Origin of the sequence: Serratia sp. ASV30, from assembly GCF_016428815.1 — a bacterium.
Lineage (GTDB): Bacteria > Pseudomonadota > Gammaproteobacteria > Enterobacterales > Enterobacteriaceae > Chania > Chania fonticola_C.
The window spans coordinates 48,876-69,856 of the sequence record NZ_JAELTL010000011.1; the positions used below are offsets into that span (position 1 = coordinate 48,876).

The 20,981-nt window shown below is 54.2% G+C and carries 23 protein-coding genes; 5 read left to right on the top strand and 18 right to left on the bottom strand.

Translation table 11 applies throughout. The features are described 5' to 3' along the window. Positions 1-3 precede the first annotated feature (3 nt). The 4 genes from JHD74_RS07045 to JHD74_RS07060 are packed head-to-tail and all read left to right on the top strand — an operon-like array spanning position 4 to position 4,232. Positions 4-1,497, top strand: a complete 1,494-nt coding sequence (locus JHD74_RS07045; RefSeq protein WP_065686383.1) for a sugar ABC transporter ATP-binding protein — start codon at positions 4-6, stop codon at positions 1,495-1,497. A 41-nt stretch (positions 1,498-1,538) separates the two neighbouring features. Then, positions 1,539-2,510, top strand: coding sequence for an ABC transporter permease (locus tag JHD74_RS07050; RefSeq protein ID WP_199062205.1), 972 nt, complete (start codon positions 1,539-1,541; stop codon positions 2,508-2,510). Beyond that, positions 2,510-3,367 (top strand): MurR/RpiR family transcriptional regulator, encoded by an 858-nt coding sequence (locus JHD74_RS07055; RefSeq protein WP_024484938.1) that lies wholly within the window; start codon positions 2,510-2,512, stop codon positions 3,365-3,367. The genes JHD74_RS07050 and JHD74_RS07055 overlap by 1 nt, the downstream gene beginning before the upstream one ends. Position 3,368: 1 nt before the next feature. Continuing rightward, complete coding sequence (locus tag JHD74_RS07060) at positions 3,369-4,232, top strand: ribokinase (RefSeq protein WP_199062206.1); 864 nt, start codon at positions 3,369-3,371, stop codon at positions 4,230-4,232. 41 nt (positions 4,233-4,273) lie between these two features. On the opposite strand, the gene JHD74_RS07065 is transcribed toward JHD74_RS07060, so the two are convergent. The 17 genes from JHD74_RS07065 to hcaE all read right to left on the bottom strand — a co-directional run bounded on the left by JHD74_RS07065 (position 4,274) and on the right by hcaE (position 18,845). After that, the gene (locus JHD74_RS07065; protein WP_199062207.1) at positions 4,274-5,029 is read right to left on the bottom strand and encodes a GntR family transcriptional regulator; all 756 of its coding nucleotides are present in this window, start codon (positions 5,027-5,029) and stop codon (positions 4,274-4,276) included. Between the two features lie 13 nt (positions 5,030-5,042). Then, entirely contained in the window at positions 5,043-5,783 is a 741-nt protein-coding gene (locus tag JHD74_RS07070; RefSeq protein ID WP_024530790.1) for a sugar isomerase domain-containing protein, read from the bottom strand. Positions 5,784-5,800: 17 nt separating this feature from the next. Continuing rightward, positions 5,801-7,111 (bottom strand): PTS ascorbate transporter subunit IIC, encoded by a 1,311-nt coding sequence (locus JHD74_RS07075; RefSeq protein WP_024530789.1) that lies wholly within the window; start codon positions 7,109-7,111, stop codon positions 5,801-5,803. Positions 7,112-7,113: 2 nt separating this feature from the next. Beyond that, a complete protein-coding gene (locus JHD74_RS07080) occupies positions 7,114-7,395 on the bottom strand; it encodes a PTS sugar transporter subunit IIB (RefSeq protein WP_199062208.1) in 282 nt (93 codons plus the stop codon). Positions 7,396-7,470: 75 nt separating this feature from the next. Then, a complete protein-coding gene (locus JHD74_RS07085; RefSeq protein ID WP_074027903.1) occupies positions 7,471-7,905 on the bottom strand; it encodes a PTS sugar transporter subunit IIA in 435 nt (144 codons plus the stop codon). Beyond that, entirely contained in the window at positions 7,877-8,638 is a 762-nt protein-coding gene (locus JHD74_RS07090; protein WP_074027902.1) for a creatininase family protein, read from the bottom strand. Before JHD74_RS07090 ends, JHD74_RS07085 begins: the two co-directional genes overlap by 29 nt. Before the next feature lie 9 nt (positions 8,639-8,647). Beyond that, positions 8,648-9,619: a phosphotriesterase gene (locus JHD74_RS07095; RefSeq protein ID WP_024530785.1), complete on the bottom strand. Its 972-nt coding sequence runs from the start codon at positions 9,617-9,619 to the stop codon at positions 8,648-8,650. Positions 9,620-9,854: 235 nt separating this feature from the next. Beyond that, positions 9,855-10,865, bottom strand: coding sequence for a 4-hydroxy-2-oxovalerate aldolase (mhpE, locus tag JHD74_RS07100; protein ID WP_024530784.1), 1,011 nt, complete (start codon positions 10,863-10,865; stop codon positions 9,855-9,857). Continuing rightward, positions 10,862-11,812 (bottom strand): acetaldehyde dehydrogenase (acetylating), encoded by a 951-nt coding sequence (locus JHD74_RS07105; protein ID WP_024530783.1) that lies wholly within the window; start codon positions 11,810-11,812, stop codon positions 10,862-10,864. Before JHD74_RS07105 ends, mhpE begins: the two co-directional genes overlap by 4 nt. After that, entirely contained in the window at positions 11,812-12,606 is a 795-nt protein-coding gene (mhpD, locus tag JHD74_RS07110; RefSeq protein WP_199062210.1) for a 2-keto-4-pentenoate hydratase, read from the bottom strand. The genes JHD74_RS07105 and mhpD overlap by 1 nt, the downstream gene beginning before the upstream one ends. Before the next feature lie 14 nt (positions 12,607-12,620). After that, positions 12,621-13,490, bottom strand: a complete 870-nt coding sequence (locus JHD74_RS07115; protein WP_199062212.1) for an alpha/beta fold hydrolase — start codon at positions 13,488-13,490, stop codon at positions 12,621-12,623. A gap of 21 nt (positions 13,491-13,511) precedes the next feature. Then, positions 13,512-14,456 carry a 3-carboxyethylcatechol 2,3-dioxygenase gene (mhpB, locus tag JHD74_RS07120; RefSeq protein ID WP_199062214.1) on the bottom strand — a complete coding sequence of 315 codons (945 nt, stop codon included), beginning with the start codon at positions 14,454-14,456 and terminating at the stop codon, positions 13,512-13,514. A 172-nt stretch (positions 14,457-14,628) separates the two neighbouring features. Beyond that, positions 14,629-15,828 carry a 3-phenylpropionate/cinnamic acid dioxygenase ferredoxin--NAD(+) reductase subunit gene (gene hcaD, locus JHD74_RS07125; protein ID WP_199062216.1) on the bottom strand — a complete coding sequence of 400 codons (1,200 nt, stop codon included), beginning with the start codon at positions 15,826-15,828 and terminating at the stop codon, positions 14,629-14,631. Positions 15,829-15,836: 8 nt separating this feature from the next. Further along, positions 15,837-16,649 carry a 3-phenylpropionate-dihydrodiol/cinnamic acid-dihydrodiol dehydrogenase gene (gene hcaB, locus JHD74_RS07130; protein WP_199062218.1) on the bottom strand — a complete coding sequence of 271 codons (813 nt, stop codon included), beginning with the start codon at positions 16,647-16,649 and terminating at the stop codon, positions 15,837-15,839. Continuing rightward, positions 16,649-16,966 carry a 3-phenylpropionate/cinnamic acid dioxygenase ferredoxin subunit gene (gene hcaC, locus JHD74_RS07135; protein WP_065686368.1) on the bottom strand — a complete coding sequence of 106 codons (318 nt, stop codon included), beginning with the start codon at positions 16,964-16,966 and terminating at the stop codon, positions 16,649-16,651. Before hcaC ends, hcaB begins: the two co-directional genes overlap by 1 nt. Beyond that, positions 16,966-17,487 carry a 3-phenylpropionate/cinnamic acid dioxygenase subunit beta gene (gene hcaF / locus JHD74_RS07140; RefSeq protein ID WP_024530776.1) on the bottom strand — a complete coding sequence of 174 codons (522 nt, stop codon included), beginning with the start codon at positions 17,485-17,487 and terminating at the stop codon, positions 16,966-16,968. The genes hcaC and hcaF overlap by 1 nt, the downstream gene beginning before the upstream one ends. After that, entirely contained in the window at positions 17,484-18,845 is a 1,362-nt protein-coding gene (gene hcaE, locus JHD74_RS07145; RefSeq protein ID WP_199062219.1) for a 3-phenylpropionate/cinnamic acid dioxygenase subunit alpha, read from the bottom strand. Before hcaE ends, hcaF begins: the two co-directional genes overlap by 4 nt. A gap of 136 nt (positions 18,846-18,981) precedes the next feature. On the opposite strand from hcaE, the gene hcaR reads away from it, so the two are divergent. After that, a complete protein-coding gene (hcaR, locus tag JHD74_RS07150; protein ID WP_199062221.1) occupies positions 18,982-19,863 on the top strand; it encodes a DNA-binding transcriptional regulator HcaR in 882 nt (293 codons plus the stop codon). Between the two features lie 169 nt (positions 19,864-20,032). Here the strand turns inward: hcaR and JHD74_RS07155 are convergent, their stop codons facing one another. Beyond that, complete coding sequence (locus JHD74_RS07155; RefSeq protein WP_304621702.1) at positions 20,033-20,941, bottom strand: Rpn family recombination-promoting nuclease/putative transposase; 909 nt, start codon at positions 20,939-20,941, stop codon at positions 20,033-20,035. Positions 20,942-20,981 lie beyond the last annotated feature (40 nt).

Consider the following 20,981-nt stretch of genomic DNA (forward strand, 5'->3'; position numbering starts at 1 on the left):
TTTATGGAACAGTTTTGTTTAACGATGCGTGGCATCAATAAAACCTACGGCAGCGCGGCTGCGGTTCAAGACGTAGATTTTTCGGTCAGGCACGGGGAGGTCCATGCCTTAATCGGGGAAAACGGCGCAGGGAAATCGACGCTGCTGAATATTCTCTCTGGCGTACGGGCAGCTGACTCTGGTGAAATCCAGGTTGAAGGCCAAACGATCCTGATGAAGAACCCGCTTTCCGCACGCCAGGCGGGGATCGCCATGATCCACCAGGAACTGCAGCATGTTCCTGAACTCTCCGTAGCGCAGAATATGTTTCTTGGCAGGCCGATGACCCAGTGCCAGGGCCTGTTCGTTGATAAGAAAGCACAGTACGCAAGGGCAAAGGCGATCCTGAGACGACTCGACCCCACCATTGACCCGAACGAACCGATCAAGAATTTGAAAGTCTCTCAGCAGCAGATCGTCGAAATTGCCCGGGCATTACTGGATGAGGCCAAAATCATTGCGATGGATGAGCCGACGTCCAGCCTGACGCCAAGAGAATTTGATCGGTTGGCAGAGTTGATCGCCGATCTTAAATCGATGAACGTCGCGCTGATTTATGTCTCGCATAAGATGAACGAGATTTTTAAAGTCTGCGATCGCGCCACAATTTTACGCGATGGTAAACAGGTCGGCGTGGTCAATATCTGCGATGAAACGGAAGAAACCATCGTCACCAAAATGGTCGGACGCAAGATTGAGAAAGTGCAGCATCACTCTTATGTCACCGACAAAGAAATTCTGCGTGTAGAAGACCTTGGACGTGACAAAGCCGTACTATCAGCCAGTTTCAGCGTACAGGCAGGCGAAGTGCTGGGGATTGCGGGCCTGGTCGGCGCTGGCCGCACCGAGCTATTGAAGCTGATCGCCGGTATCGACGCCAAAACCAGCGGCCAGGTTTTAGTTGAAGGCTCGCCGGTGAAAAAGCTAAATGTCAGCTCGGCAATCAAGGCTGGCATCGGCTTGGTGCCAGAAGATCGCAAAAAAGAGGGCATTATTAAGGAGCGAGCAGTAAAAATGAATATGGCGCTGCCCTCAATGAGCAACTTCACCCGCTATGGCTGGTTAAGAAAAGCAAAATTAGATCGCTTGGCCCTCGAAGTGATGACCGACTTAAATCTGCGCCCGCTGAATATTGAAAAACCCATCGGCACCTTAAGTGGCGGTAATCAGCAAAAGGTCATTATTGGCCGGTGGGTCGCGGCAGATAATAAAGTGTTTTTATTTGATGAGCCCACACGTGGGATTGATATCGGCGCCAAATCAGAAATTTATAATTTAATAGAAAAACTGGCCAAGCAAGGAAAGGCTATTGTGGTGGTCTCCTCCGAAATGCCAGAAATTATCCGTATCTCCGATCGAGTGCTGGTGATGCGCGAAGGGAAAATTACCCGGGAACTCAAAGGCGACGATATTACAGAAGAAAATATCGCTCGTTATGCGATTAACGATCTGAATTAAAACCGGCTTCTGTATCTTACATTTTTATTAAGGTAATCATTATGATGACTCAGGGTAAGGCTCAGCCTAAAGTGCCGTCCTCGGCGCTATTCAAGTTTAATCTGCGTGATGCGGGCACACTGATTGGTTTACTGATCATTGTGGTCACCTTCTCGCTGCTGTCACCGGGATTTTTAACGGTGCCTAACCTGCTGAATATTTTACAGCAATCGTCGATCAACGGCATTATTGCCCTGGGCATGACGCTGGTGATTATCTCCGGCGGTATCGATCTCTCGGTAGGGCCAACGGCGGCGTTATCCGCCGTGCTGGGTGCTACGCTGATGGTCGCTGGTGTACCCGTGCCGCTGGCGATAATGGCGACCTTGGGAGTGGGCGCACTGTGTGGGGTTTTCAGCGGCACGCTGGTGGCCTACGCTGGATTGCAGCCTTTCATTGTCACCCTGGGCGGCCTCTCGCTGTTCCGGGCCATGGCGCTGATCTTTACCAACGGCAACCCTATCTTCGGGATCCCGATGGAGTTTCGTGATTTCATCAACAGCGAAATTTTCGGTGTGCCAAGCCCGATCGTGATTGTGGTTACCATCGCCATCACCCTGTGGGTAGTGATGAATAAAACCCCGCTGGGAGAATATATTCTGGCGGTTGGCGGTAACGAAGAGGCTGCCCGCGTAGCTGGTGTGCCGGTAAAAAGAACCAAAGTGACGGTGTTTGTGATTTCCGGCGTATTGGCCTCGCTGGCTTCACTGATCCTGATTGGCCGTCTGGGCGCTGCTGAACCAACGATGGGCAACCTGTGGGAATTGGATGCTATCGCGGCTGCCGCTATAGGCGGGGCATCCTTGATGGGAGGCAAAGGCAGTGTGATCGGCACGCTGATCGGCGCCATCATTCTGGGTTCGTTACGTAACGGATTGACGCTGCTAAATATTCAGGCGTTTTATCAATTGCTTGCCACAGGGCTTATTATTATCATAGCCATGTTGATTGACCGAGCGACAAGAGGCAAGTAATGAAGCAGGATCCGCGAGCAATTGGCGCTCAAATTCGCATGAGATTGCCACAACTGACACCACTGGAAAGAAAAGTGGTGGACTCAATCACCTCGAAAACTGATTTATCCGAGCAAACCTCATTAAAAGAGATTGCGCTGGAAAATAAAGTTTCTGAGGGGATGGTAGTTAAACTGGCAAAAAAACTCAACTTCTCTGGCTTCAGGGAGTTCAGAAGCAGTTTGATTTACTATAACTATTCTGAAGTAGCAAGTTTGCATGCAGAAATTGAGCCTGATGATTCGTCGGAGCAATTACTGGAAAAGGTATTCAAAACGTCCATTCAGGCAATAGAAGAAACCATTTCTATTCTGGACGTTTCTGAGTTTAACCGCGCCGCAGATATTCTGTTCAAGGCTCGGCACATCGATCTCTATGCCGTCGGTGGTTCGGCCACCATTGCCCGCGATCTGGCGCATAAGCTGCTAAAGATCGGGATTAAATCGACGGTCTACGATGATGCCCACACCATGCTGATGTCCGCTGCGATCTTATCGGATGATGATGCCGTGGTGGCAATCAGCCATTCCGGCGCTACCCGTGCAGTCAACGATCCCATTAAGCTGGCCGCGCGCAACGGTGCCAAGGTGATTGCCATCAGTAATTATGCCGAGTCGCCCATTGCGCGTAATGCGCATGTGGTTCTCAATTCAACCTCACAGGGTTCGCATTTGCTTGGGGAAAACGCAGCGGCACGCATTGCTCAACTTAATATCCTTGACGCACTGTTTGTGGCGATTGCGAAAAAAGATTTGAAGCAGGCTGAAAAGAATCTGATGAAAACCCAGCAGGCGGTCCGTGATTTAAGAGAATACTAACATGAGTAAAATCGTAGTCGCTGGCAGTCTTCATTACGACATTATGCTGCAGGCGCCCCATCGACCAGAAAAAGGCGAAACGGTGATCGGTAGCAGTTACGCCTATAAATTTGGTGGCAAAGGGGGCAATCAAGCGGTTTCGGCAGCCAAGGCGGGGGCGCAGGTCAGCTTCGTTGGCGCGGTAGGCGCTGACGATCCGGGTAGGTTCCTGCTCGCGGTGCTAAAGGAAAACCAGGTTGATACCCGCCACGTCGAGATAACATCGGCAGCGCCTTCCGGTATGAGCGTCGCTATCATGGATGCCGAAGGCGATTATGGTGCCGTGGTGGTCTCGAATGCCAACAACCTGATCCCCCCTCAACAGTTGGATAAGGATAGCCTCTGGCAAGATACCGGCATGCTGTTACTACAAAATGAAGTGCCCGAAACGATTAACCTGGCGGCCGCCAAACAGGCCAAAAATCACGGTGCGTTGGTCTGCCTGAACGCTGCTCCGGCCCGGGAACTCAGCGCACAGCTCCAGGCTTGCATCGACCTGCTGGTAGTCAATGCGGTAGAAGCACGCGATCTTAGTGGCATTACGGTCAACGACTTGCACCAGGCCTGTATGGCTGCCGAGGCATTGAGCACTAGTTTTAAGGCCGTGGTGGTCACTGCGGGTGAACATGGCGTCGCCTTCTGTGAGGCGGGTAGCAGCAGCCAATCTCTTCCGGCGCTGAAAGTCGAGTTGATCAGCACTCACGGTGCTGGTGACTGTTTTATGGGCATGTTGTGCGCCTCGTTGTTACAAGGGCAAACATTACCGCAGGCAGTGGCTAGAGCGAACCAGGCTGCCGCCGAACACGTTTCCCACCCCACCCGCTGAATTTGGCGCCCCCTCTCTTGCACGGTAAGGGGGCTATCAACTCACCGCGCCTTATTAATGGTGCAGTTCCATTGCTGGTTCACCACGCTCTGATTAGCGACAATCTGTAACGACAGTGCAGCATCCTGAGTATGAGTGATGCTGTATTCAAGTACCACATCGTCCAGATTACTGGCGGTCCGCTCAACCTTGAACAAAGCCGAACCTTGCTCGATGTTCAGCAAGCTGGCCAGTTTGGCATCGCAGATCACCGGTAAATAACGTTCCGTTGCCTTGGTTGGAGAATAACCGAACGTTTCCCGTAGCTGTTCATACAGCGGGCTGCCTCCGTCTACATGGCTCAGATCGTTATACACCCGGCCATTCAAGTGGGTGATCGAATGGCCCACCACTTTCTTCCCCTGCATGAACAACCGCTCAAGACGCATCAGTTGGTGGCCTAAATCCAGATGCATCCGCTCAGCCACTTCTTGATCGGCCATGGTAGATAACAGGGAAAGGATCTCGACTTCCACCGGCATAGCCGAATTAAAGCTCAGCAGGACATCTGGAAGATCGGTGTAGTGTTTATGCAACGCATCACGATTGATGAAGGTCCCTTTGCCCTGCTCCCGATGCACCATGCCAATACTGGCCAGCGAATCGATCGCTTGCTTGATGGTACCGCGAGCGACCTTAAACTCATCGGCAAGCAGTAATTCGCCAGGGAGTTTATCGTCATAGGTAAAAGTGATGATCCGTTGCAGGATAATGCCTTTTATCCTGAGATACAGTGGCAGTCCATCCGACTCAAACATACTGATGCTCCGCTCAGAGGTAGTGTATTTGGCTCCTGTAAGCGTCAAGTATATCCTGATTTATCTGCTGATTGCCGTCTATGTTTGCGCTTGCCAGGATCGGCGGCGTGCGCTGTTTTTGCTGCATCAGTTCACAGATCCGCAGTACCAGACTGTTAGCAATAGTCGCCCCCATAATGGTCGAGAGCGGTGCTGCTTTCTGGGCCAATCCCGGCAGGCTGACGGCGGCATCGCCATACTCGCATTGGTTATCAATGGTGATATCAGCGATATCCACCAACAGCTTGCCGCTGGAGTGCCGGGATATCACCCGAGCAGCGGTGGCCAGACTGGTGATGGCGATCACCTTAGCGCCAGCCGCCCGAGCGGCCAGCGCGACATCGATGGTTATGGCATTGCGGCCAGAAACCGAGTGGATCAGCAACGTATCCCCCGCTTGCAGCGGCGATTGCTCGATCAACACCCGCCCCAGGCCCTCAACGTTTTCCACCGCGCTGGTCAGAGTTAATGGCCGAACATTGAGCATCAGTGCAGGGGTAAATAGAGGATTAACGATAGCCAAGCCACCGGCCCGGTAGCTCATCTCCTCAGCCAGGATACCCGCGTGGCTGGCGCCGAAAACGAACAGGTCCCTCTCGGCCAGCACCGTGTCTACCATCATCTGCGCCGCACGGTTGATCGTGTCGGGTTGCGATTCCAACTGGGCCAACTTCTGCCGGATTTGTTCATAATATTGGGTCAACGCTTTGCTCATAGCCTTCCCTCTCAACATCAGAATGTTAGCAGCCTGGTCAATGCCGCGATCAGCGGTGCCAGCACAAACATATCGCTGTCGCCGGCCCACAGAGCGGTGTCGGGAATGGTGCCGCTGATGAAATAACTGACACAGAAATATTGTCCCCAGGCCACGACGGTCGAGGTAATAAATCCGGCCAACAGCGCCCCTTTATAGCCGCCGGTGATATTGCCAAACACTCCTGCCGTACCCGCATGGAAGAAAATCACGATCATGCTGGGGATAAACACGTAACCGGTATAGCGGCCGATCAGAGTGAGCCACAACAACGAGCCAATAAAGGCCCCGACGAAGCCTAACACCACCGCATTGGGGGCAAAGTTGAACAGGATGGGGCAATCAAGCGCAGGTTTGGCTCCGGGCACCAGGCGTGAACCGATGCCGTTAAACGCTGGCACCATTTCACCGATGAACATCCGCACGCCGAGCAACACCACTGCAATGCCACCGGTAAACATCAGTGACTGTTTCAGCGCATAGATGTAGAAACTCAGGTCGCCAGACTGCGCCAGGATTTCAGCCGCTTTCGGCGTGCCTTTGATTTGCAGAATAAAGGTCCCGATAAAGAACAGCAGCGACATAGTCAATGCGGTCACCACGTTAGAATCCCGCAAAAAGCCGAGTTTTTTCGGTACCTTGATATCTTCAGAGCTGATTTTATTAGCCGCGAAAATCTGACCAAACAACGCCCCCAGCAAAGCGACGGAGGCGGAGGTGTGCCCCAATGCCACGTTGTCATTGCCGGTGATCTTGCGCACCCAAGGTTGCACCAGAGCGGGTTGCAACGTCCAGTAAAGCCCCATGATCACCGTCAGCATTAACGTCAGTTGCAGGCCGGAAATGGCAGGATTGCTGTTGACCATCACCCCGGCAAAAATCATCGTGGTCCAGAACATCATGTGGCCAGTCAGATAGATATATTTAAAGCGAGTCAGCCGAGCCAGCAGCAGGTTAAGCGCAAACCCACCAGCGATAGCGATAGTCACGCTGCTACCATAGCGTTCGGAGAAATGTACCTGGCCGATAATGTTCGTCAGATTCATCGAGCTCAGGCCAAACACTTCCGTCCAGATAGGCTGGAAAATCAACAGGGCCGAGACGATAATCCCCGCCCCTGCCCCGATAATCAGAAATCCTAAAATGCCTTTCAAGGTGCCAGAGACAATATCCGCCAGCGGCTTGCCTTGTAGCACCAGGCCCAGCAACACAATCAGGCCGATTAAAATAGACGCTTCCCCAAAAATATTGACCGTGATCCAGCGCAACACCCCCAGAAATTCGCTCATGGCTATTCCCCCTGCTTAATAATGCCGGCCTGTTCCAGCGCCAGGGCAATCTCTTTGCTGTCGATATAGTTATTGACGACCGCTACCGGGCAAGAGAGATGTTGCAGGTTATCCACCAGCTCGGCATTGGTGATCACCAGATCGGCACTGGCCGAAGCCGCCGAAGAGACATCCATATGTTCCACCGAAGCCTGGATCCCATACTGTTTTAGCACGGCTTCCACGTTCATTTTTAATATCAGGCTCGATCCCATGCCTAAACCGCATACCGTCAGAATTTTCATTAGTATTCGCTCCGAGTTGAACCTTCAAAATCGCTACCCTGGGAATTTCAAATGACAACCAAACCGCGAGCAAAGTTACCCCGCGCCGGCTATCAGTTGATAAAGCTGCTCAGGGTCACGGGAATTCATTAGGGTATGCAGGTTATTTTCGTCTGACAGCAGAGTGACAATATGCTGGATTAGCTGAATATGCCGCTCGCTGCTGGTCGCTGATAGCCCCAGTAAAACCTGTACCGGATCGTTTTCTGTGTGACCAAACGCTACCGGCTCACGCAGCCGTACCAAACTCAACTGCGCCTTAATCGCCCCTTGCTCTGGGCGGGCATGTGGCATGGCCAATCCAGGGGCAATCACAAAATAGGGGCCAAACTCCCGGTAGCTGGCCACCATCGCCTCAACATATTCCTGGCTGCAAGCACCAGACAGGCAAAGTGCCTGACCCGCCGCCTGAATGGCATCTGCGGCAGTACTGGCCGGGTTATCAATGAGTATTGCCTGGCGAACGATCATCAGTGCCTCCTGCAGCTAAAAGTTGACGAATGGAAGCCAGAGTTGTCTGCAAGGAGTGCTGCACCAGTGCCTGCCCTTTCTCCTCACTGGCGCAGCCAGGATCGCCGAGTACCGCATAGTCGGAAAACTCCGTCCAGTGCACCGGCTGATAGCGGAAATTCTCTGGGAATTCTGGGTAATGCGAACGTGCCAGCGTCATCTCGACGTGTTCGGGGGCCAATGCCAGCATCAGTGAGGTTTCAATCTCGTCCGCATGCATATAGCCGGGATAGGCAATGGCAGAGGTTCTTAACCGCTGGGCGCAGCTGTCCATCCCAGCCCAGCTATAGCTTAGCAACGTGATGCCCTCCTCCTTCAACTGCCTGGCGGCGGCTTTGATGGCATCAAAATTGCCGTAGTGTGCATTGATTACCGCAGTGGTGGTAATCGCGTAACCGGCCATATTGCGTGCCAGCGAGAGCAACAATTGCGTCAGCAGATCGTTACCAATATCGATCGCTCCTGCGTGCCCACGCAGTGACCATACCTGGCTGTAGGACACCACAGGCAGGCTTAGCGCTGCCTCCCCCAATTGTTCATCCAGCAAGGCGCAAAATCGCTCGGCCAATAAATTATCGGTATCCAACGGCAGGTGGTCGCCATGAGGCTCCACCGCGCCCAGCGGCAGCAAGGCAATCTGCGCTTTCGCCAAAGCCTGCCTGGCCTGTTGCTCATTCAACTCATGCAGTTTCATGAAGCCTCCTTAGCCAAAAGCAAAGTAGCGTGCTGGGTTTTCCACAAAGAAATCGTGCAGCAGGGCTTCGCCATCAAACCCTGCCTCTTGGGCCTCTTCGATAAATCTTGGCCGCCAGTCGGCCAGAATAAACTTCAACCCCAAGCCGCCTTTACCGTAATGGGCACTCATGGATTTACGGGCGAAATCACCGCCGATGAGAATTTGTTTCTGATAGCCACGTTGGCACAGCGCCAAAATGGCCTGGGTACGGATATGTTCTGGGTAATATTTTATCCGGCTCATACCGTCAAAAGAGAGAAATGCCCCGGTGTTGGCAATCTGACGGTGGAGCCACGGATCGGGGTTACGATCCATATGAGCAAAACACAGGCGGGACAAATCCAGCCCCAACGCTTTAAATATCTGTGCCTGTTCCAACCCCATGGTGCCCATTTCCGTGTGGCTATGCATCGGGGCGCCAGTACGTTGCTGTGCCCTTACGATAACTTCCATGGTTTTCCGTTCCAGCGGGGAGATGGTGTTATAGCCGGTGCCGCATTTCACCACGCCAGCGCGATAATCGCTGCCTTCGATACCTTCAGTGACTTCACGGCTGACGTGTTCTACCAATTCATCAATCGAAGCCCCTTCGACCCACTCAGCAAAGCTTTGCCTCAATCCAGGCCGCTTGCTGCTCCACAGAAACCCTTTGTTAAACCCGGCGGTGGCAATGATATGCAATCGCTGCCGCTTGGCCATCTCGGCTACGGCAACCACCTGGCGGCCATAATCGGGAGCCGTGGCGTCATAAATTGCATTGCCTCCAGCCTGACGGAAATCCGCCAGTTCGCGTTCTGAAGCCTGTGGATCATCCAGTAACAGATCGTCATCCCCACGCTCTGCCCAATAGGGAGGAATACAGTAAATATGATCGTGGCTGTAAGTGACGCCGAGCTGGTTGGCGGCAATGTCACCATTTAACGTGCGGATGGATCCCATGAGAACGGCTCCCTGGAACGGAAAAGAAGGTAGCTTCAACATAGGTTAAGATTAGTTGACCAGTCAAGTGATCAAGTTCGCAAATTGACCAATCTGTTTTGCACTCGTCGCTGATAAATGACAATGGCCACGCCAAAGCGCAGCCATTGATGGGGAGAGTGGTGTCTGACCTATCTGTCAATTTCACCACGGCTTAACAAAGAACTGCAGGCCAGCCTGACTGGCCTGCAGAGGATTAACGAGAACGCAGATCCAGCGCCACGTCGACGATCATATCTTCCTGGCCGCCCACCATACGGCGCTTACCCAGCTCAACCAGAATATCTACTGCGTTGATACCGTATTTCGCCGCGGCCACTTCACAGTGGCGCAGGAAACTGGAGTAAACCCCGGCATAGCCCAGCGCCAACGTTTCACGATCGACGCGAACGGGCCGATCCTGCAACGGGCGCACCAGATCGTCAGCCGCATCCATCAAGGCATACAGATCCGTGCCATGGTTCCAGCCAAGCTTATCCGCCGCCGCAATAAACACCTCAAGCGGCGCGTTACCGGCTCCTGCCCCCATCCCTGCCAAGCTGGCATCCACACGATCGCACCCTTCTTCTACCGCCACCATCGAGTTGGCAACCCCAAGACTGAGGTTATGGTGCGCATGCATACCGGTTTGCGTTTCTGGTTTCAACACCGCTTTCAAGGCTCGGAAACGGGCTCGGATATCGTTCATATTCATCGCGCCGCCAGAATCCACCACGTAGATGCAGGTTGCCCCGTAACTTTCCATCAGCTTGGCCTGGCTGGCCAGATTTTCCGGCGTCGTCATATGGCTCATCATCAGGAAACCCACGGTATCCATACCCAGCTCACGGGCATAGGCGATATGCTGTTTGGAGACATCGGCTTCGGTACAGTGAGTGGCGACTCGCACCACCCGTGCCCCAGCGTTATAGGCATCCTTCAGATCGTGAATAGTGCCAATACCCGGCAGCAGTAAGGTGGCGATTTTAGCGTGGGTGGTCACATCCGCCGCCGCCTCAATCCATTCCAGATCGGTATGTGCGCCAAAGCCGTAGTTGAAGCTGGAGCCCTGTAGACCATCACCATGTGCCACTTCTATCGAATCTACCTTCGCCGCATCCAGCGCCCTGGCAATGTCCTGCACATTTTGCAGCGTATATTGGTGACGAATAGCGTGCATCCCGTCGCGCAGGGTGACATCCGAGATAGAGATTTTTTTGTCGCTCATAGCCGTTCTCCAGCAACATACGCCATGGCCTGAGCCATACGCTCGGCGGTCGCCAGCGCAGCGGAAGTCATGATATCAAGGTTGCCTGCATAGGCAGGTAGGTAGTGTGCCGCGCCTTCAACTTCCAGAAACACCGAGGTTTTCAGGCCAGAAAAACGACCAATCCCCGGTAAATTAAGCGGTGCATCGGCAGGAATAACATCAAACTGCACTTTCTGCTTCAGGCGATAGCCTGGCACGTAGGCCTGCACGGCCGCCGCCATTTCGTTGATTGAAGCCTCAACCTTGGCTTGATCGACTGATTCACTCAGCACATAGACGGTATCACGCATCATTAAGGACGGTTCCGCCGGGTTCAAAACGATAATCGCTTTGCCCCTCTCAGCCCCGCCGACCACCTCGATCGCCTTGCTGGTTGTTTCGGTAAACTCATCGATATTAGCGCGAGTTCCCGGCCCGGCAGACTTACTGGCAATGGATGCGATAATTTCGGCGTAATGAACTCTGGCCACCCGTGCTACCGCTGCCACCATAGGGATGGTCGCCTGGCCGCCGCAGGTCACCATATTGACGTTGACCTGGCTGAGGTTTTCCTCCAGGTTCACTACCGGCACGCAATAAGGGCCAATCGCCGCAGGTGTCAGATCGATCAGCCGGATCCCCGGTTTGGCCGCCCGCAGGATGGCATCATTTTTAACGTGTGCGCTCGCACTGGTGGCATCAAAGACAAAATCAATGTCGGCGAATTCCGGCATCTGAATCAGTCCGTTAACGCCGGTATGACAGGTTGCAACCCCCATCCGGCGAGCACGAGCCAACCCGTCCGATTCAGGATCGATCCCCACCATCGCCCCCATCTCCAGATGCTGGGCGTTACGCAGGATTTTAATCATCAAATCGGTACCGATATTGCCGGAACCGACGATCGCCACTTTTCTCTTGCTCATCATTGGCTATCCTCATAGAAGTGGGTCGAAACCGTGCCGACGCCTTCAATTGTTGCCATAAAACTGTCACCTGCTTGCACCGGCACCATCGGGCCCAGAGCTCCGGTCAGCACTACATCACCAGCTCGTAACGGCGTGCCGAGGCTGGCCATTTTGCGTACCAACCAGACGGCAGCATTGATCGGATGCCCAAGACATTCACTGCCACGCCCGCTAGACACCACCTCGTTATTGCGCGTCATGCTCATACCGCAATGTTGCAGGTCCACCTCATCGATCCGACGCACCGGGCCACCCAGCACATACACACCACAGGAAGCGTTATCCGCCACGGTATCAACAAACGCGATCGACCAGTCTTTGATACGGCTGCCCACCACTTCAAGCGCTGGCAATACCCACTCCACTGCGCTACATAACTCATCGAACGTGGTATCGGCATGCGGTAAATCACGATCCAGCACCAACGCAATCTCCGCTTCGATACGCGGCTGCATCACCCGCGAAAATGGAATGCCCTGGTTGGTGCCGTAGCACATGTCGGCAAACAGGGTGCCGAAGTCCGGCTGGTCAACTCCCAGCTGTTGCTGAACCTTGGGATGGGTAAGTCCTACTTTGCGCCCTACCACTCGGCGGCCCGCAGCCTGCCAATGCTGCACGTTCAATTGCTGGATGGCGTAGGCCGCCTCGCCGTTGTCGAGGCCGAGACGTTCGCGCAAGGGCCCAATCACCTTGCCGCTAGCCTCGGACTGCCGTAACGCCTCGGCCAATTGCTCCAGATTGTAATCACTCATCATTCGCTCCCTGATTAATGCTTGAGGAAATCCACAACCATGCGGTTAAAGGTGTCGGCATGTTCCCATTGCGCCCAATGCCCACAGTTGCTGAACACATGCAGCTGTGACCCGGCAATGCCTGCGAGCAGACGCAGCCCGGTATCCATCGGCACAAAGCGATCGTTGCGCCCCCAGACGATCAGCGTTTGGGCTTTGATTTCGCCCAGGCGCGGGCTGAAATCCGGGAACTGCTTCGGATTAACGGACAGGCTCTTGACGAAGTTTTCCAGGTGGTCACGGTGCGCCAGAATATTATCGAGGCGGGTTTTGAACAGCGCTTCGGTCAGATCGCTGGGGTCGTAAACAAAAATGTTCATCATTTTGCGCAAGTTCTCGATGTTTGGCTCGCGATAAAGCCCCTGCAACAGCTTGATCCCTTCCGTTGGCATCGGCACAAAGGGGCTAGCACCACCTGTACCGCCCCCCATCAACACCAGTTTGCCAACGCGCTCCGGCCAGGTCAGGGTAAACGCCACGGCGCTGTGGCCGCCCATCGAGTTCCCCAGCAGATGTACCTGCTGCAGATCCAGCGCGTCCACCAGCCCTTTCAAAATGCGCGCATTGAGGTCCGAACGGGAACCGTTACTGACGATTGAATCGCTCTTGCTCCAGCCTGGGAAATCCAGCAGGATCACGCGATAACCTGCTGATACCAAAGGTTCAATATTACGGCTGAAGTTCGCCCAACCGCTGGCTCCGGGGCCGGAACCGTGCAGCATAACCACGGTTTGCGCACCGTTGCCACAGTCGTTGTAATGGATACGCAGGCTGGCTTCACCCTCTTGGATCTGCACGAAGCGGCTGGTATTTTCTTCAGTAAGGTCAAAAGATTGCGATGTCATGATGTTGTTCCTTTATCGTTATTATTTTCGCGGTGCGGCGCTGATTGAGCCGAATCCGGTGATCCACTCAGGAAGCTCGCGGTAATAGCGCCCCTCGGTCTGATAAGGACCAAATGCCGATAGCGCAGCAAAGGCGGCCATCCAGGCTTTAACCTCATGGGTCGAACGGCCAGCGATCGCCGACAGTTCGTCATTGCCCAGCCCGTCCAGTTCCGCCAACTGCCCACCGGAAAGAACGTCCATAAACTGGTTGTCCCAGACCGGGTTGAGAGGATGTAAGGTGCTCTGATCCCGCACAAAAGCACAGGCGGCAGTGATAACGCGGTGCTGGCGTAATTGGCGCTCGTCTGCCGGTAATTGGCGGCCACTGCCCAACAGACGGTCACGCATATGAGCATCGGCCCCGGCCAACTGAGGTACCGGTGGCTGGTGCGAAAGCCCACCGGAGCCCAGGATCAACACCCGTTTATCGAGGCCACGGGCAAAACGTCCGATAGCTTCCCCCAGCAGGCGCGTACGCTTGAAGCCAGGCAAGGGTGGCGCGACCCCATTGATAAATACCGGCAGCACCGGGCAGTTTGACAGGCCACCGAGCAAATACTCCAGCGGCTGGGCAAAACCATGATCCACCTGCATGCAATAGGAAACCGCAACATCAACCCCTGCATCCAACACAGATTGAGCGCAGGCTTCGGCCAGTTCCGCAGGCACCGGCAGTTCGCCAGCGGCACTGCTGAAGTCTCCAATCGCCGTAGCGGCCATACCAATGCAGAACGGCGGCATGATGTCGTAGAAAAAACCGTTGTAATGATCTGGCGCGAACAGGATCACCAGTTCAGGATCAAATGCCTGGATCCGCTGGCGTGCATCGGCAATGGTTTTTTCCACTTCGGCCAGCACCGCTGGGGCCGGATCAACGTAACCCACCAGCGGGGAATGAGAGAGACAATGGAGATAAGCGTTCATATCAAGCCACCTTGTTTTTAGTCATTAGCGTGTTTAGCGCGGAACGGCTATTCCAGACGGTTCAGGTTCCGGGCGTAAAAGCCCCCCCTCACCTGCTCGCGACACCAGATCAACTCCCTCTCCTGCGTAAGAGAGTGGGGTGAGGAGGGGAAACCGGTTAGCCTTCGCGGGGCTACATCAAGCTCTTTAGTGCCACAAGTGGGTCGGTCAACAGCGTTTCATCAACCGGGTTCCCTTGCTGGATCAACCTGCGCAGATGGCGCATTTCCCGGCCTTGGTTCAGCGTGATGGCCCCCACCAGCCGACCCTCTTGCAACGCAAACCAGATGGCGTTGTGCGCCTCAACGCTGCCGCGCACTAACCAATGTTCACTCTGCATGGCCCCGATAAACTGAATATTGCTGTCGAACTGATCGGTCCAGAACCACACCGGCACCGTGGCCGGTAACGGCTGATCCAACATGGCACAGGCCGCCACCAGTGCCTGCTGGTTGGCGTTATCCCAGGTTTCCAGGCGGACAAGTTGATCCCCCTGACGGCGTAAGGTGACATCTCCAGCCGCATAAATATTGGCAACCGAAGTACGGCAATGGTCGTCGACAATAATGCCGTTGGCGGTGGCTAATCCGGCCTGGGTTGCCAGGCGATCGTTGGCTTCAATGCCAATGCCATAAATCACCGCGTCACCCATCAGCCGTTCGCCGTCCTGCAACGTCAGCACCACGTTTTCCTGTTCCAGGGCGGCGTGCTCAATCTGGGCATTAAGGCAAAGACGCACCTGATGTTGTTGATGCAGGCCCGTCAGATAATCCCGCACCGGCGGTGGAGCATTTCGCCCCATCACCATCGCGGCCTGCTCAATCACCGTCACCTCACAGCCACTCTGCTTCGCACTGGCTGCCAGCTCGAGGCCAATGGTGCCAGCACCGACAATCAGGATCCGTTGGTTGGCAGTCAGTACACCACGTAGCCGCCTGGCATCTGCCGCTGTGCGCAAGGTATGCGATTTATCACCCAACGCATCCAGAGATGTAAGCCGTCGTGCCTTGGCCCCGGTCGCCAACAGCAACCGGTCCCACTCCAATTCTTCACCATCAGCCAACAGCACCGTGTGTTGTAAGGTATCGATCCCGACAACCCGCGTATTGCGGCGCAGGACAATGGCATTCTCCTCATAGAAAGAAGCAGGCAGAATGTCTTGCAACTGCGCAGTGGGCGACAACAACATAGCTTTCGACAAAGGGGGACGTTCGTACGGCATTTCCGGCTCTTCGCCGATCAAGGTAATGCCACCGGTAAACCGCTGTGCACGTAGGGCTGCGGCCGCCATAGCCCCGGCCTGACCGCCGCCGATAATCACTATCTGTTTCATGTTGGCTCCTATAACTGCAATCCGCCCGCCACGTGGCGAATACCCCGAATGGCCAGGCCCGCATCGGCATTGATCATCACGCCGCTCAGCGTCCGGTTGTTACGGCGCGAGGCCAGCATCACGTAAGGGCCGGTAAAATCTTCCGGCACAGGGGAGAATTGCAACGGCAGAATGGCGGCAATCTTTTCCGGCGTCAGCGATTGCATAATCGAGGTGTCCTGCTGCCCAAGCGCCTGTGGACCACGCAAGTCACTGGCCATGCCACAAGGCCCAACGCCATTGACCCGCACCTTGGGGGCCAGTTCATAAGCCAACTGACGGATCAACCCTACGTCAGCATGCTTGCTGGCGGTATACAGCGGGCCACCACCACCGGGATACCAGGCCGCATTGGAAAGCGTGAAGATCATACTGCCGCAAGAGTGGATCAATGCCGGAGCGCTGGCTTTGGCACCCAACAGATAGCCCTTGACGTTAACGGCAAACAGCTCGTTAAAGCCGGACTCTAACTGCTCCGCCGGTGTCGCCAGCAACGAGGCATTATGATCCCAGATACCGGCATTGCCGATAAAACAGTCCAGACGCCCAAAGCGGGACAGCGCCATTGCTACCGCACGCTGATTATCGGCAAAGCAAGTCACGTCCCCCTGCACGGCCACAACCTGCTCACCAAACTGCTGCTGTAATCGGCTGACCTTTTCCTCTGAACGCTCCAGGGTCACTACCCTGGCGCCCTCCTCAATAAAGCGCGCCACCAAAGCCAGCCCTAACCCTGAGCCGCCACCGGTTATCAGCACTACATCATCTTTGAGATCGGACATCAGGCTCCCTCCGGTAAATCGATGAACACGGCCCCCTCTGACACGGTGACCAGATAGGTTTGCAGCGGCTCCGTGGCGGGCATGCATAGCGCTTTACCGGTTTTCAGGCAAAAGTTGGCCGAATGCAGTGGACATTCCACGGTCGCGTCATCGTCGATATAGCCCTCGGACATCGAGGCATTGCCATGGCTGCAACGATCGTTGATCGCGTAATATTCACCGCCTACATGAAACAGCGCGATCGTCGGCTCAGTATCGAGCCGGAGAGCTTCCCCCTCCGGCAACGCCCCAACAGAACAAGCATGGATTCGTTTCATCAGAACAGGATGCTCATGTTGTGGGAGGTAATAACCACCTGGTCGAGAATAATTTCACGCCCGCACAGCCCCCACCCCTCTTCGGTTGAACGGCGGCGCAGCAGATCGGTACGGGTGCCAACGTAGAAGGTTTCGTCGCGCTCTTTTTGCGACCGGTAAAGCAGGTAGTTAACCCTTACGGAGAACACATCGGCCTGCGCCGTTTCGCTGATAATGCAGTTGCTGACCATATGGCGAGTACGGGACGGAGGCTCTTCAGCCCAGGCCATTCCGGTTTCCAGGCGAGCGATCCGGCGTTCCAGCTGTGATTTGGTGTCGTTGAAAATCCAGGTGGTCGGCGGTTGCACCCCTTTACGCCGATCGCGGGTCTGGGCATTAACCATAGTGCGCATGGTGTAGCTCAAATCGTCGTCAAGCAGTTCCAACCAGGCGCGGAACGCCCAGTCATCCAACAGGGCGGCTTCGTGGTAGAGAAACTGGGTAATCTGATGCTGGAGTTCCATAGAGATCGGATGGCTCATTTCATCACCTCCTGCTGGTAGGCTGCGGTTTTCTCTTGGACTTCCTGCCAGGTTTCGCTGCTCAGCAAATCCGCCCAACGTTGGTACATGCCGCGCGCGGCGGTTTCGGAAAAGATGTAGTTGGTAATGCCGGGAATACCGTCTTCACGGCGTTTTTCCTGATTCAGCCCCATCTCCAGGCACAATGGATTGTTGCGGGCCTGGTGGCCTTTGAGCAGTTTCTGGATCTCAGCCCAGTTTTCCGAATCATCCTGCTCAAGGAAACCGGCAGGGCCAAAGGCTCGGGTAGCGCTGTTTTCAAACGCCGCTTTGGTTTCCGGCGAGGCGGCCTTGTCGGCAATGCAGAATGCCCAGACTTCTACCTGGTCCGGCCCGCGTGGATGCCAGACGCGCAGGGTGGCGGTGCCATTGAGCCAGGAGAGGGTGGGGAAAATATTGTTATGCCCGGCCAGACGCAGGGCACGGATTTTGCCCAAACGCTGCTCGGCTTCGGGGTAGCTTTCCCGGTAGTAGCGCGAGACTTCGCCATCAACCCACACGTTGGCGTCCGGTTTTTCGGTAAAGAAGAAGCCACAGCCGTGGCCGTCCTGGCCGAATTGCACCGCGTCTTTGGCGGTTTCCCATACCGGGCGCGGGGTTTGATCATTACCCAGTTTTTTATCGCTGCCGTCCTGCATGCCGCCCAAGACCTGTACCGCCGAGACATGGCTGAACAGGGCATGATACTGATCGCTGGCGAACTGCTCGGCCGGGAACTTCCAGTTGCAGTTAATGACCCACTTCTGCACACCACCGACAATTTCGGTGCCGCCTTCCCGCCGATCCAGCAAACCATCCAGATACCAGGCCATATCCCCCAGATATTCTTTGAGTGGCGGAGCACTGGTATCCCAGTTGCCAAATATCAGGCCTTTATAGCTTTCGACACCGGGCACTTCCTTCAGCCCCCAATGCGATTTGCACAGCCCTTGCGGGTAGGCACGTGGCTCTAACGGCACCTCGACCAATTCACCATCGATGCCATAAGACCAGCCGTGGTAAGGACAGGTAAAAGCGCGGGTATTGCCGCTGTCCGCGTAGCTGACACGCATTGCACGGTGGCGGCACTGGTTGAGAAACGCCTTGAGGGAGCCATCTTTCTGACGGATAACGACTACCGCGTCTTCCCCCATGTAGGTGTTAAAGAAATCGCCGGGTTTGGGGATCTGACTTTCATGGGCCAGAAACAGCCAGCAGCGGCCAAATATACGCTCCAGCTCTAATTGATAAATGTCCGGATCGGTATAGATCCGTGGCAGAACTTGCCCATTCCGGGTGTCGATCAGGCTATAAACATCTAATTTTGCGTTGGTGGTCATATTATTTGATCCTCATCCAAGAGATGTATTGACCTTCGTAGGGGTTACGCAAAGGATGTTGCTTTCCAGTTACTATTTTGTGAAATAGTAAAAAACGACCGTACCAGACATTTTTTCTATGATGGGAGAAAAAGGCATGGAGCTAAGACACTTACGTTATTTTGTCGCGGTAGCCGAAGAACTCAATTTCACCCGGGCCGCCGAGAGGCTACATACGTCGCAGCCTTCATTGAGCAGCCAGATAAAAGATCTTGAGGGTTGTGTGGGCGCGCCATTATTAATCAGAAATAATCGCCAGGTTTCGCTAACCCGCGCCGGAGAAGTATTTTTACATCAGGCGATCAATATTCTTGAATTGTCAGAGCAGGCAAAACAGTTGGCGCGCAAGGCCATGGAACAACAGGTTCGGCTGATCATTGGCTTTGTGCCCTGTGCGGAAGTGAACATCCTGCCTGACGTTCTGCCCCAGTTACGCCTGCGGCTACCGGCGTCCAGTATCGAACTGGTGAGTATCATTACCACTCAGCAAGAAGATAAGTTATTGAAAGGAGAGATTGACGTTGGTTTTATGCGCCGCCCGATTATCAGTAATCAACTGAACTACCGGGTGGTTTATCGTGAGCCCTTGGTGGTGGTGATGCCCATTGATCATCCGCTGAGTAAAGAATCGCAGCTAGAGCCGCAACATCTTGATGGCGAGAATTTTATCAGCACCGATCCGGCCCACTCCGGCGCGTTGCACCAGATGGTGACTGCCTACCTCGCCGAATCCCACAGCAAGCCCAAGATCGTGCAGGCAGCAACCAACATTCTGGTCACCATGAATCTGGTAGGAATGGGGCTGGGCCTGTCTATTGTGCCGCGCTATGTCAGCCATTTTCAGTCATCGAACGTGGTCTTCCGCCCGCTACCGGCCAGTGCACCACAGATTGAATTATTGATGGCATGGCACAGAGAGAACAGCAGCCCAGCGCTGGCACAAATGATTGACCTGGTGGAAGAACAACCTGAGGTTTAGCTGTATCGAGCCTGCTTCTCCTTGAAGTGGCCACCTCGGTTTTAGTGATTTTTGCCCCCCCTCCACAAGGTCACATAGTGACTTATGGCAAAGAATACAGAGCTCGCCATTATGAAAATGGGTACCACACAGTGGTTCCTCATCTAGCATTCGTTATCTCAGCTCATGTTTAGTGGCTGATTTTCGCCAAATCGTCTGCCGAGAGGCCGGTCAATTTCATCACCTGGGCGCGATCGAAGCCATCAGCCAGCATGGAACTCGCAATTTTCAGGACCGCCTCCCGACCTTTCTCAATACCTATCTCGATACCTATCTCAATACCTTGTTGTTTGAGATATTCTGCAATAGTCATCAATTCCTCCTCGTGCTGTGGTGCACGCCTCGCCAACTCGTGGATCAATACACCCGGTTCAGTCGTGCTCCCCACCTGCAACATATAGTTAATCAACGATATGAGTTGCTCTTTGTTAGTGTATCCGGCCAGCAATAATGTGACCAGTTGTTCCTTGAGTTCAGCCAGATCACGTAGGCGCACGTGCTTTTGCAACAGTTCAAGAATGGCCATACGGCGATGTTGCATGATGTCATCGTCTGGAATGATGGTGACATCAACCAAAGGAAAATGGCCTGCATAGAGCTGCCTGGCCAGCTCGGGTTCACTGAATTCCTCTAGCCAACTCATGGTATAGGGATAAGGCGTCACCTGACCGTGATAAAAGAGCATTGGGATAACCAGCGGAAGCTGGTCATGACCCGCTTCCAGATGGCGATGCATCGCGGCAATGGCATAGCGTACGAGTCGAAATGCCATGTGCTTATCGGGTGAGCTTTGATGCTCAAGCAAAACGTACACATAACCGTCCCCCTGCTCCGTGTGCAACGAATAGAGTACGTCGGAGTAGTAAGCACGCAGGCCACTCTCGATAAAACTACCAGATTCTAGTTTTAGCGTATTCAGATCGCAAAATTGCAGCAAGGCAGGCGGCAAGTGCAATTCCAGAAAATCTCGGGCCGTATCTGGGTGAGTCAGAAACTGTTTAAATACCGCATCGTGCAGTGTAGGAGTGGTTTTTTTCATGTTGGTCATCCTGGACTTAACATAAAAAACCTACCACAGG